This is a genomic window from Pseudomonas sp. GW822-FHT02D10 (genome assembly GCF_058802345.1).
Genome location: NZ_JBXAOB010000018.1, coordinates 1 through 11,864 on the forward strand (window position 1 = coordinate 1; position 11,864 = coordinate 11,864).

The following is an 11,864-nucleotide window of genomic DNA, read 5'->3' on the forward strand; positions in this document are numbered from 1 at the left end:
AGAACCTCTGCCCACATCGCTTTAGTCACCTTGACTGGAGTTTTGGGGGATTTTAAACGAAGACCTTGAAAGGGCTGATCATCAGAACGACTCGCGCTCCTGATCGGCCGGTTGCTCACGGTCGGCCATAAAATCGGCAGTGACGTTATCGCCATCGAACCAGCTATCCCAGGCTTCACCTGCCGGCGTGATGATACGAGTGCGGCCAATGGCTACAACATTGACGCGTTTCACGTCTTCAGGCATTGCCACTGCCTTGGGCAAGCGGACGGCCTGGCTTCGATTGCTCATGAAAAGGGTGGTCTGTTCCATTGGAGTGTCCTCCGTATCGGGTGCGCTTAGAGCTCAAAGGATAGGTTGTGAGAGGGATATGTCAATGGGATATACGTTGAGCTGATGAAGGGTGGAGCCAGATTGTCGACGCAGCGATAACTCGTAAAAGAAACGGCCGCTGTCAGGGATGACAAGCGGCCGTTTTTGTTTTCGTAAGCTTCAGCGGCAGGTTATTCGGCTTTTGCCTCAGGCTCTTCCAGCGACTCGCGATAACTGTCCAGCGCAATCCCGAAGTCGGTGATGAACTGCGGCTCTGTCAGCCAGGCCTGGGCGACCTCACGGTCCACGCCATCGGTCCACATGCGGTAGTCGATCAGCATGTCGGCGGCCAGGTGAGTGGCGGCCATGGCCTCGTTCTCGGCGTTTTCCATGTCCAGCAGCTCTGGATGGTCGCTGATGATCTCGCTGAGGTTTGCCAGCAGGGTCAGCAGCATGTCGTTGCGGCCGATGGCTTCGGCGTCGCGCATTTTGCTGAACATCGCCAGGGTGTATTCCGGGATCGGCTCGCCGATTTCGCCCAGGTCATCGTCCAGCGCGGCGGGTTTTCTGCCGTGAATATTGATTTGCCTGGCTTTGATCTTGGCGCGTTTGGCGCGTTTCTGTTGCTTGTTCAGGGATGCCATGGGAACTCAGTTCGGTTTCTGTTGGGTTTGGGCCGCGATGGCGTCGGACGCCGCCACGTAGTCAGTCTGGAAGGCCGGTGATTCAATCCACGCCAGGGCGCCGGCTTCGTCCACCTCGGTGGACCATTGGCGATACTCGATCAGCGCGGCGAGGATGAAGTCCATCGCGCCTTCCTCGCCTTCCTGTTCGTACACCAGCTCCAGCAGCGGGTCTTCCAGGAAGGCCGCGCACATCGCTTGCTGACTGGTTTTTTCGGCGTCGATCATTTTTTTGAACAGTTCGGTCAGGTCCACCGATTCGAAGTCGATGCGATCGTCGTTCGGGTCCAGCTCGACCGGCGCGGCGGCCCGTTGAGTGCGGTTCTGCTTGGCTTTCGCTTTAGCGCGGGTAGCGCGTTTGTGCTGTTTGTTCGCGGATGCCATGGGCGTCGTTCCGTATTTCGTTGAGAGGGCAGGCCACTCAGCTGCGTGGCACTCGCCGCCCGGGGGTGTCGGGTGTCAGCTCGCCGTTTTGCAGCCATGACAATGCAATGGGCCATAGTGTGGCTTGGTATGGGCTGCGAAAAAAGGCGAAATGTCCGACTTCTTCTTCACCGATGTCTTCCGGGGCGATTCGCAAGTGGGTGTTTGTACTGCCGGTGAAGTAGTCGAGCAAGCGTTCGATGGCCGCAATGGTGCCGTAGGGGTCATCGCTGAGGCTGATGGCCAGGGTTTGTGCGGTGACATTGGCGAAGGGCAGTCGGCCGCTCCTGGCGTGGATGGCGCGACCGCTGGGACGCTTCTCGTAGCGGGCAGTGGGCGTGCTCCAATCGCGAACCACACCGGCGGGCGTGTCTTCCAGCCAGCCGAGGCGTTTGCCGGGGAAGTAGCCGCACACCAGCGTCATCAACGGCATCAGCAGGTGCCACTTGCCGAACATCCGCCAGCGATGGGCAGGCGCATAGTCGCGCCAGTAGGCGAACTGCGCGCCGACGGTCACCAGGCGCCGGATCACGTGCCCTGAAGCGCCCAATCCCGCCGCACAGCCGCCGAAGCTGTGGCCGACCACGTCGATGGGTTGGCCGGGAAACTCCCGCTGAGCGCGTTTGAGTATGGCTTCGAAATCCAGCGCGCCCCAGTCGGTCCATGAAGCCTGTAGCCCTTTCAGCGATGTCGGCCGAGACTCGCCGATGCCGCGGTAGTCATAGGTGATGACGTCGAAGCCGTTGGCGAACAGGTAATCGGCGAAGCGCGAGTAGTGCCGGCAGCGGACTGAGGTGGCGGCGTTGATGATGACGACCGGGCGCATTGCGTTCGCGAGGGCGTGTCGCCAGGTGAAGCCGCCAAGGGTGAAGCCGTCGGCGGCAGGTTCCTTGAAGGGCACGCTTTGCGTTTGTGCGGCTGACGATTCTGGCCTGAGCGTGGAGGGTACGCTTTGTAGATTCATGGGGCTGAGCCCTGGCGATGACGAGCCCAAGAATGAACTTCAACGTTAGCGTTGTGCAACGGTTTGGAATTGGCGGTCGCGCGATGCAATGCGTCACTTACTGGAGGATCTGATTCGGGTGTACTCAGTGTTTGCTCCGATTCGCACTGAGCTCAAGTTCGAATCGATCTAAAACCCTGATCCTCGATCAGCAATCAAAAATGGTGTAGCAGATAGGGTTCTGTGGAACCCGGGAGTCGTCATCATGAGGTACGTCCATTCATTCATACTGCCCCTCGCCGCTGTCGGCTTACTGGTGTCTCCAGTCATGTTGCGGGCCGCCAGCCTTGAGCCGATCGACAGTTCAGCCGTGCAGGTCCAGCAGCAAGAGCAAAACGGGATCACCTACCTGTCTGGCGGTATCGGCGAGGATGAGTCAAAGGCCATTCAGCAAACCAAGGGCTACAACCTGCACATGACCTTCTCCACCGGGGCGGAGAATAAATATGTTCCCGACGTAGATCTGGTCATTCAGAAAGCCCAAGGGCAAACCGTGCTGACCCTGACCCAGGCTGGTCCTCTGGTTTACGTTCAGCTACCCGCTGGCAAGTACACCGTTGTCGCAACGCGTAATGGTGAAGTGCTGCGTGATACCGCCGACGTCGGCAAAGGTGCTGCACGCAATCTGGTCTTCCACTGGAAGGCTAATAGCAATAGTTAGGGATGACGGCTTTTGCGCGGCGTCATCAAATCGCGGGCATAAAAAAACCCTGAATCTTGCGATTCAGGGTTTTCGGTATTTGGTGCCCAGAGACGGAATCGAACCGCCGACACGGGGATTTTCAATCCCCTGCTCTACCGACTGAGCTATCTGGGCAACGGGGCGCATTAAACGGGTTTTTCAGGGGGTCGTCAAGCAAGTTTTCAAAAAATATTTAATTATTACCGTCGCTTACGATCCAACCCCCGTTTTTACGGGATTACTCGGCAGGTGGAACGTAGCCTTCGGCCTTGGCGTATTCCTCGCCGGAGAAGTACTTGTCCATCTCGCCCTGAAGATATTTGCGGTCTTCGGCGTTCATCATGTTCAGGCGTTTTTCGTTGATCAGCAGGGTCTGGTGTTTTTGCCAGTCGGCCCAGGCCTTGGCCGAGACGTGGTCAAAAATGTCCTGACCTTTGGCGCCCGGGAATGGAGCGCGCTCCAGGGCGGGCAATTGTTCTTTGTACTTGCGGCACATGATGGTGCGGGTCATGACGACTCTCCTGCGTTCAATACGTCGGCCGCGCGCTTCAGCAGTTTTTTCACCGGGGCGGCAAGGCCCAGGCGCGGCGGGGTGGCGAGGTTATACCAGAGCCAGTCGGCCTCGGCCACGTGATGGCCAGACTCCTGGACCTGGACCAGCCAGGGTTCGATAGCCAGTTGGAAATGGCTGAAGGTGTGCACCAGGCTCGGCAGTTCAACGTGCTTGCCCAGTTCCAGCGAGTGTTGCAATGCCAGATGTTCCAGATCGCCGAGGTCGTCGAGTTCCGGCAGGCTCCACAAACCGCCCCACAAGCCCGTGGAAGGGCGTCGGTAAAGCAGAATGGCGCCGTCGCGGTTGGCGAGCATCGGCATCAGCGTGCGCTTCTGTGGCACGGTTTTGCGCGGTTTGGGGATCGGGTAGCGCGTCTCCAAACCGAGCATGTGCGCTTCGCAGCCCTTTTCCAGTGGACACAGCAGGCAACTTGGCTTGCTGCGGGTGCAGAGCGTAGCGCCCAGGTCCATCATCGCCTGGGTGTAGGCGTTGACCCGATCGTAAGGCGTGAAGCGCTCAGCGTTGGCCCACAGCTGTTTGGCAACCTTCGGTTCGCCGGGGTAGCCCTCTTGCGCGGTAAAGCGTGCCAGCACCCGTTTGACGTTGCCGTCGAGAATCGGGGCGCGCAGGCCCATGCTCAGGCTGGCGATGGCGCCTGCAGTGGACAGGCCGATGCCCGGCAAGTCGGTGAGCTTTTCCACATCCCGCGGGAACTCCCCACCGTACTCGGCAACGACGATCTTCGCGGTTTTTTGCAAGTTGCGCGCGCGGGTGTAGTAACCCAGTCCGGTCCACAGGTGCAGCACTTCATCTTCCGGCGCGGCGGCCAGGGCTTCGACTGTTGGCAACGACGCCATGAACCGGTCGAAGTAGTTCAGCACGGTGCTGACCTGGGTCTGCTGCAACATGATTTCCGAGACCCACACCCGATACGGGGTGATGCCCTGTTGCCAGGGCAAATCGTGGCGGCCATGGACGTCGTACCAGTCAAGCACCGCGGTTGAAAATTGCTCGGCTTTCATCGTTTGAACAGCCCCTTGAGGGCGTTTCTCAGTTCTGGACTGACTTTGTCGCCGAGTTTCTCATCGATTTTTTCACCGAGCTTGTCGCCGGCCAGCTTCCCCGCGACCTGACCGAGACGCTCATTGTCCAGACGACAGGCCTTGGCACCGAGCTCCAGCGGACCACGGCAGCGCAATGGCCACTCAATGCCGGCATAGCGCTCGTTGACCTGGCAGGCCGGGTCCGGCATGTCGCTCTTGTCACCTTCGACGATGATGCCGACGCGGTAGTCCATGCCCAGTACGCGCAGGTCGACGTCACCGCTACCGTTGACGGTCATGCCCGGGATGCGCACTTTCAGGTCCGGATTACTGGCCACGCCGTTACGGAACGTCAGGTTGCCCTTGAACTCCTGGAATGGCGTGTCCTTGCCACGCGGTTCGCCGCTGAGGGTTTTGTGGTTCAGGGTGGCGATGCCTTTGCACAGTTGTTGCTCAAGGTTGGCGTTGAGCAGCACGCCATTATTGATCGCGAAACTGGCCGTGCCGTTGAGGCTGTCGATCAGCGCTTTCTGGCTATTGCCGCTGGCGGTCAGGTTGCTGTTGAGCGTGACCAGGCCTTTGACCGGCGGGGTTTTCCCTTGGCTTTCGAGAATCTTTTCCGCCGGGACTTTGCTGATCTGCGTTTGCAGGCTCAGCAACGGCACGGGTTGACGTACATCCAGTGTGCCCTTGGCGTCGAAGTTGCCGTTGTAGAGATCGCCACGCAGGTTTTCCAGCGTCAGCAGGCCACCCTGGCCTGTGGCCTTCAGCGCGGCATTCTGGATCGGCAGCTTGTCGAGGGTCAGTTGGCCGAAGGTCAGGTCGGCATTCAGATCCAGTTTGCTCAGGCGTTCTGTTGGAATCAGTTTGTCGCTGCTCCAGGCGCCTTTGGTGGGGGCGTTTGGTAGCGGCGTGCTGCCGGCACCGGCCAACGCGTCGGCCTCGGTGCTGCTGACTTCAGACTGACGTGCCACTGCGGCGCTGTTGGCTTCGGCGGATGTTGGCGGCAGGTAGCGATCTGCGTCGAAGGTGTCGCCCTTGAGCTGCAAGCGCAACGATTGCTTGGCGAAATCCTCGACGGCGATACGCCCGCTGAAGCTGCTGTCGTCGACTTTCAGGTTGATATTGTCCAGCGTCACGCTGGTCGGGGTGCCCGCGAGACGGCTGACCAGTTCTACCTTGCTCAGGCTGCCCTCGGCCATGGCCGGGAGTTTCTGGCCGATGCTGTCGACAAACTTCGCCAGATCGAATTGGGCAATCGACACGCCGCCGCTGATCTGCGGGGTTTTGTCCAGGTCATTGACCTTCAGTTCGCCCAAGGCGCGCAACTGGTTGGCGGAGATCTTGATTCCGGTCCACTCGGCGACATTCGCCGCTTTATCCAGCAGCAGCTGGCCTTGTGCGGCAAAGGTGACGGCCTTGCCTTGCAGCGGTTCACCGGTGATTTCGCCGGAAAGCTTCATGTCTTCGAACTGGTAGCGCTGGAGGGCGCGTTCGAAACGCAGCTCGCCATTGAGTTCGCTGCGCACCCGCACGTCCGGCTGGTTGCTGGCCAGGAACGCCGTCAACTTGACCTGAATATTGGTCGCGTCGTGCACCGGGCCGGTGCTCAGCTGGATGCTTTCGGCGCTGAACTGCTTGCCGGTGCGCTCATCGTTGTATTCAACCCGAGCGTTGTTCACGGTCAGGCTGTCGATGTCGAGGCGAATCGGTTGGGCCGGTTTTTCCGGGGTGGCGGGTGTTTCGGCGGTCGGTTCGCTGGTGCCGCTGGCCGGCACACCAGCCTTGGCGGCGACAGGTGGGACCTTGCCGATGTCTTCCCAGTTGCCGTGGCCATCCTTGTCGCGGTTGAGGCGCAGGTTCAGGCCTTCGACACGGACATCGCTCATCTGCACTTCACGGCGCAGCAACGGTAGCACCCGCACGGACAGGCCAAGCATTTGCAGGTCGGCAAACGGCTGGGTCGGATTGGCCAGGGTCGCGACGCTGGCTTCGTGCAGTTCAAGGCCGAGCCAAGGGAACAGGCTCCAGCCGATATCGCCATTGAGCGTCAGCTCGATGTGGGCCTTGTCGCGGGCAATTTGGCGAATCTCGTCTTTGTAGTCGTTGGGATCGAAGAAGTGGGTCAGGGCAAAGCCCAGCGCCACAATGATCAGCAACAGCCCGAGAAGCACCAGACCCAGGATTTTGCCGAACGCTTTCATGGGCGAGTCCTTGTAGTGAGTCAATGTCGAAATTTAGCCAGGGAGTATAGCGCCCCGAAACCGACGACTGGTCGGTGATCGCGCTAGAGCGCGTCCAGCGGCAATTTGAGCTTGGCGGCCAGTGCCTGGGCTTCGAGGTGTCCGGCCGGGGCCAGCAGGTGCAACGTTGCTCCCGCGAGTCCAGCCATTTTTTTCGCTTCGCTGACCAGACGCTCGGCCACACCACGGCGGCGGGTAATTTTTCGCACGCACAAATGGGACAACTGCCAGATGTCCTGTTGCCGATGCAAGCGTGCCGCACCGAGCAGTCGGTCATTGAAGCGTCCGGCGATCAGCGAGCCGTCGCGCAGGCTGTTTTCAATCAGTTGCAGCTCATCGTTGAACGGAGCAAGCAGCCACTGTGGGGCGTCGTGGTAGATCTTCTGCAGGTCCTGCTGATCCTGATAGCTGGGTTCGTTCAGCGATTCGACAACGATGGGCATAAGGTTTCCTGTGAAAGGGTTGTCCGGGCATTACCCGGCAACGGGTGAAACGGCTTTTTTAGTGCGTGATCGGAACAGATGTCACATAAAAGGTGATGTCAGTCTGGTTTTTCTGTCACAGGCAAATGGTAACCTTTGCCCGTTCGTCGGTTCTTCTGCGACCTGATGTCGCGCCAATACGACGCTCTACTCAATAAAACGGTCATGCCTGCGTGCAACAAGGCCGTGAGTGAAGAGTGTCTGGCGAACCATACTAATAATTGGGGGAAACACAAATGAGCACGAGTACCGAGGCGGGCATTATTCCCGCCCAGTCAGCGTTCCTGTCCAAGGAGCGGATCATCGCCAGGCCCGGTTTCAACCGCTGGCTGGTTCCACCGGCCGCGTTGGCCATCCACCTGTGCATTGGCATGGCCTACGGCTTTTCGGTGTTTTGGTTGCCGCTGTCCAAAGCCCTGGGCGTGACCGCGCCGGTGGCTTGCGCGCCAGGCATGAGCTTCATCGCACAGATTTTCTCGTCCCAGTGTGACTGGCCGATCTCTATGCTCGGCTGGATTTACACGCTGTTTTTCATTTTCCTCGGCTGCTCGGCAGCGATCTGGGGCGGCTGGCTGGAACATGCCGGGCCACGCAAGGCCGGTGTCGTTTCGGCACTGTGCTGGTGCGGCGGTCTGCTGATTTCCGCGTTGGGGGTTTATACCCACCAGATCTGGCTGATGTGGATTGGCTCTGGGGTCATTGGCGGTATTGGCCTGGGGTTGGGTTATATCTCGCCGGTTTCGACCCTGATCAAGTGGTTCCCGGACAAGCGCGGCATGGCCACCGGCATGGCGATCATGGGCTTCGGCGGTGGCGCGATGGTCGGTGCTCCGCTGGCCGCTGCGTTGATGGGCCATTTCGCTTCGCCGACCGGCGTGGGCGTGTGGCAGAGCTTCCTGGTGATGGCCGCGATCTACTTCGTGTTCATGATCGGTGGTGCGCTGTCGTACCGCGTTCCGCCGACCGGCTGGAAGCCTGAAGGCTGGACCGCCCCGGCGAAAAAAGCCGCGAACGCGATGATCACTCACCGTCACGTGCACGTGAACGTTGCGTGGAAAACTCCGCAGTTCCGTCTGGTGTGGCTGGTACTGTGCCTGAACGTGTCGGCGGGTATTGGCATTCTCGGTATGGCGTCGCCGCTGTTGCAGGAAGTATTCGCCGGTAAATTGCTCGGCAACGATCTGACCTTCGGTCAGCTGGATGCTTCGCAATTGGCGTCGATCGCGGCAATCGCAGCGGGTTTCACCGGTTTGCTGAGCCTGTTCAACATCGGTGGCCGGTTTTTCTGGGCATCGTTCTCCGACTACCTGGGCCGCAAAAACACCTACTTCGTGTTCTTCGCCCTGGGTTTTTCCCTGTATGCGTTGATCCCGAACCTCGGCCATTTAGGCAACATCGCACTATTCGTTGCGGCGTTCTGCATCATTCTGTCGATGTACGGCGGTGGTTTCGCGACGGTTCCGGCGTACCTGGCGGACCTGTTCGGTACGCAGATGGTCGGTGCGATCCACGGTCGTCTGCTGACTGCCTGGGCTGCGGCTGGCGTGCTCGGTCCGGTGTTGGTCAACTACTTGCGTGAATATCAGTTGAGCATCGGCGTCGAGCGCGCTGCTGCGTATGACATCACCCTGTACATCCTCGCTGGCCTGCTGGTGCTGGGTTTCCTCTGCAACCTGCTGGTGCGTCCGGTGGCGGACAAATACTTCATGACCGATGCCGAACTGGCCACCGAACAGGCGCTGGGTCACGACAAAGGCGCGAACAGCACCACCGTGCTGGAGTGGAAAGCCTCCTCGGGCAGCGTGCCATTGGCCATTGCTGCATGGCTGGTGGTGGGTATTCCGCTGGCGTGGGGTGTTTGGGTGACGTTGCAGAAGACTGCTGTCCTCTTCCACTAATAAACGCATTACTCCTGTGGGAGCGAGCTTGCTCGCGATGACGACTTCACATTCAACATTGATGTTGAATGTCAGTCCGCTATCGCGAGCAAGCTCGCTCCCACAGGAGGTCAACAGCCATGCTTCGCAACGAATTCTGGCTTGTACTGACATGTATATCCCCGGCGGCATTGGGTTCAGCCCGTCAGGGATATCACCTCGTGTGTTTCTGTTTGGCGTCCGCGCCCCTATAATGGTTGCCTTTTTCGCCCAATGATTTTGCGGAGCTGGTGATGGCCGAACGTAAGGCGTCTGTCGAGCGCGACACTCTGGAAACCCAGATCAAAGCCTCGATCAACCTGGATGGCACCGGAAAGGCCCGATTCAATATCGGTGTTCCCTTCCTTGAGCACATGCTGGACCAGATCGCCCGTCACGGGCTGATCGACCTGGATATCGAGTGCAAGGGTGACCTGCATATCGACGACCACCACACGGTGGAAGACGTCGGTATCACGCTGGGTCAAGCCTTCACCAAAGCGATCGGCGACAAAAAAGGCATCCGTCGTTACGGCCACGCCTATGTGCCGCTCGATGAAGCGCTGTCGCGTGTGGTCATCGACTTCTCCGGCCGCCCAGGCCTGCAGATGCACGTTCCCTATACCCGCGCCACCGTTGGCGGCTTCGATGTCGACTTGTTCCAGGAGTTCTTCCAGGGCTTCGTCAACCACGCCAACGTCAGCTTGCACATCGACAATCTGCGTGGGCACAACACCCACCACCAGATCGAAACCGTGTTCAAGGCCTTCGGCCGCGCATTGCGCATGGCTGTCGAGCTGGATGAGCGCATGGCCGGGCAAATGCCTTCGACCAAGGGCGTTCTGTAATGCAGACGGTCGCGGTTATCGATTACGGCATGGGCAACCTGCACTCGGTGGCCAAGGCCCTCGAGCACGTCGGTGCCGGCAAGGTGCTGATCACCAGCGATGCCGATGTGATTCGCGAAGCCGACCGGGTGGTTTTTCCCGGTGTGGGCGCGATTCGCGATTGCATGGCGGAGATCCGTCGCCTCGGTTTCGACTCGCTGGTGCGTGAAGTCAGTCAGGACCGTCCATTCCTCGGCATCTGCGTGGGCATGCAAGCCTTGCTTGAACGCAGTGAAGAAAATGACGGCGTCGATTGCATTGGTCTGTTTCCAGGCCAGGTGAAGTTCTTCGGCAAAGGTCTGGTTGAGGACGGCGAACACCTGAAAGTCCCGCACATGGGCTGGAACGAAGTGAAGCAGACGGTGGATCACCCGCTGTGGCACAACATTCCGGACCTGGCGCGTTTCTACTTCGTGCACAGCTACTACATCGCCGCCGGTAACCCGCGTCAGGTGGTGGGCGGCGGTCACTACGGCGTCGACTTCGCCGCAGCGCTGGCCGAAGGCTCGCGTTTCGCCGTGCAGTTCCACCCGGAGAAGAGCCATACCCATGGCCTGCAATTGCTGCAGAACTTCGCTGCGTGGGACGGTCGCTGGTAATGGCCAAGAAGAAGCCGCCAATCTTGACGCTCACACCCGAGCAAGAGAACGAGGCCAACAGCAAGATCAAGCGCTTCATGGAAGACCGCTTCGAACTCGACCTCGGCTCGTTCGAGGCGGCTGAAATTCTTGAGCTGTTTACCCGCGAAATTGCTCCGCACTATTACAACAGGGCGATTTTCGATGTGCAGACGCACCTCAAAGAGAGGTTCGAAAGTATCGAAAGCGACTTGTGGGCGCTCGAGAAAAACTGATTTCCGAGCAACGCTGAAAAATCGAATTCAAAGGTTTGCCAGATGCTGATTATTCCCGCTATCGATCTTAAAGACGGTGCCTGTGTACGTCTGCGCCAGGGCCGCATGGAAGATTCCACAGTGTTCTCCGATGACCCGGTGAGCATGGCTGCCAAGTGGGTGGAGGGCGGTTGCCGTCGTCTGCATCTGGTCGACCTGAACGGCGCCTTCGAAGGCCAGCCAGTCAACGGCGAAGTGGTCACCGCGATCGCCAAGCGCTACCCGAACCTGCCGATTCAGATCGGCGGCGGTATCCGTTCGCTGGAAACCATTGAACACTACGTGAAAGCGGGCGTGAGCTACGTGATCATCGGCACCAAAGCTGTGAAAGATCCGGCGTTCGTTGCCGAGGCTTGCCGCGCCTTCCCGGGCAAGGTGATCGTTGGTCTGGACGCCAAAGACGGCTTCGTCGCCACCGACGGCTGGGCTGAAATCAGCACCGTTCAGGTCATCGACCTGGCCAAGCAGTTTGAAGCCGACGGCGTATCTGCCATTGTTTATACCGACATCGCCAAAGACGGCATGATGCAGGGCTGCAACGTGTCGTACACCGCAGCACTGGCCGCCGCCACGCGGATTCCGGTGATTGCGTCCGGCGGCATTCACAACCTGGGTGACATCAAGTCGCTGCTCGACGCCAAGGCGCCGGGGATCATCGGCGCCATCACCGGCCGGGCGATTTACGAAGGCACCCTCGACGTCGCTGAAGCGCAAGCTTTCTGCGATTCGTACAAAGGCTGAGGAC

The 11,864-nt window shown here is 59.4% G+C and carries 14 protein-coding genes and 1 tRNA gene; 6 read left to right on the forward strand and 9 right to left on the reverse strand.

Annotated elements, in window-relative coordinates; genetic code table 11:
- Positions 1–81: 81 nt before the first annotated feature.
- The 4 genes from vapB to AC1RPZ_RS23110 all read right to left on the reverse strand — a co-directional run bounded on the left by vapB (position 82) and on the right by AC1RPZ_RS23110 (position 2,382).
- Positions 82–312 carry a type II toxin-antitoxin system VapB family antitoxin gene (vapB, locus tag AC1RPZ_RS23095; RefSeq protein ID WP_493139715.1) on the reverse strand — a complete coding sequence of 77 codons (231 nt, stop codon included), beginning with the start codon at positions 310–312 and terminating at the stop codon, positions 82–84.
- 191 nt (positions 313–503) lie between these two features.
- Complete coding sequence (locus AC1RPZ_RS23100; RefSeq protein ID WP_493139716.1) at positions 504–956, reverse strand: hypothetical protein; 453 nt, start codon at positions 954–956, stop codon at positions 504–506.
- 6 nt (positions 957–962) lie between these two features.
- Positions 963–1,379: a hypothetical protein gene (locus tag AC1RPZ_RS23105; RefSeq protein ID WP_493139718.1), complete on the reverse strand. Its 417-nt coding sequence runs from the start codon at positions 1,377–1,379 to the stop codon at positions 963–965.
- A 37-nt stretch (positions 1,380–1,416) separates the two neighbouring features.
- On the reverse strand, positions 1,417–2,382 hold the full coding sequence (locus AC1RPZ_RS23110) for an alpha/beta hydrolase family protein (protein WP_493139720.1): 966 nt from the start codon (positions 2,380–2,382) through the stop codon (positions 1,417–1,419).
- A 244-nt stretch (positions 2,383–2,626) separates the two neighbouring features.
- On the opposite strand from AC1RPZ_RS23110, the gene AC1RPZ_RS23115 reads away from it, so the two are divergent.
- The gene (locus AC1RPZ_RS23115) at positions 2,627–3,082 is read left to right on the forward strand and encodes a carboxypeptidase regulatory-like domain-containing protein (protein ID WP_493139722.1); all 456 of its coding nucleotides are present in this window, start codon (positions 2,627–2,629) and stop codon (positions 3,080–3,082) included.
- Between the two features lie 80 nt (positions 3,083–3,162).
- Here the strand turns inward: AC1RPZ_RS23115 and AC1RPZ_RS23120 are convergent.
- The 5 genes from AC1RPZ_RS23120 to AC1RPZ_RS23140 all read right to left on the reverse strand — a co-directional run bounded on the left by AC1RPZ_RS23120 (position 3,163) and on the right by AC1RPZ_RS23140 (position 7,385).
- Positions 3,163–3,238 (reverse strand) — tRNA-Phe (locus AC1RPZ_RS23120).
- Positions 3,239–3,341: 103 nt separating this feature from the next.
- Positions 3,342–3,614 (reverse strand): oxidative damage protection protein, encoded by a 273-nt coding sequence (locus tag AC1RPZ_RS23125; RefSeq protein ID WP_083367290.1) that lies wholly within the window; start codon positions 3,612–3,614, stop codon positions 3,342–3,344.
- Entirely contained in the window at positions 3,611–4,678 is a 1,068-nt protein-coding gene (mutY, locus tag AC1RPZ_RS23130; protein WP_493139723.1) for an A/G-specific adenine glycosylase, read from the reverse strand. The genes AC1RPZ_RS23125 and mutY overlap by 4 nt, the downstream gene beginning before the upstream one ends.
- Positions 4,675–6,903 (reverse strand): AsmA family protein, encoded by a 2,229-nt coding sequence (locus AC1RPZ_RS23135; protein ID WP_493139725.1) that lies wholly within the window; start codon positions 6,901–6,903, stop codon positions 4,675–4,677. Before AC1RPZ_RS23135 ends, mutY begins: the two co-directional genes overlap by 4 nt.
- Before the next feature lie 83 nt (positions 6,904–6,986).
- Entirely contained in the window at positions 6,987–7,385 is a 399-nt protein-coding gene (locus AC1RPZ_RS23140) for an acetyl-CoA sensor PanZ family protein (RefSeq protein ID WP_493139726.1), read from the reverse strand.
- Positions 7,386–7,660: 275 nt separating this feature from the next.
- On the opposite strand from AC1RPZ_RS23140, the gene AC1RPZ_RS23145 reads away from it, so the two are divergent.
- The 5 genes from AC1RPZ_RS23145 (at position 7,661) to hisA (ending at position 11,860) form a co-directional block, all read left to right on the forward strand.
- Positions 7,661–9,322, forward strand: a complete 1,662-nt coding sequence (locus tag AC1RPZ_RS23145) for an OFA family MFS transporter (RefSeq protein WP_493139727.1) — start codon at positions 7,661–7,663, stop codon at positions 9,320–9,322.
- A gap of 272 nt (positions 9,323–9,594) precedes the next feature.
- Positions 9,595–10,188 carry an imidazoleglycerol-phosphate dehydratase HisB gene (hisB, locus tag AC1RPZ_RS23150; RefSeq protein WP_019691294.1) on the forward strand — a complete coding sequence of 198 codons (594 nt, stop codon included), beginning with the start codon at positions 9,595–9,597 and terminating at the stop codon, positions 10,186–10,188.
- Entirely contained in the window at positions 10,188–10,826 is a 639-nt protein-coding gene (gene hisH, locus AC1RPZ_RS23155; RefSeq protein WP_493139728.1) for an imidazole glycerol phosphate synthase subunit HisH, read from the forward strand. The genes hisB and hisH overlap by 1 nt, the downstream gene beginning before the upstream one ends.
- Positions 10,826–11,080 (forward strand): DUF2164 domain-containing protein, encoded by a 255-nt coding sequence (locus tag AC1RPZ_RS23160; protein ID WP_123424014.1) that lies wholly within the window; start codon positions 10,826–10,828, stop codon positions 11,078–11,080. Before hisH ends, AC1RPZ_RS23160 begins: the two co-directional genes overlap by 1 nt.
- Before the next feature lie 42 nt (positions 11,081–11,122).
- Positions 11,123–11,860, forward strand: a complete 738-nt coding sequence (gene hisA / locus AC1RPZ_RS23165) for a 1-(5-phosphoribosyl)-5-[(5-phosphoribosylamino)methylideneamino]imidazole-4-carboxamide isomerase (RefSeq protein ID WP_054595157.1) — start codon at positions 11,123–11,125, stop codon at positions 11,858–11,860.
- Positions 11,861–11,864 lie beyond the last annotated feature (4 nt).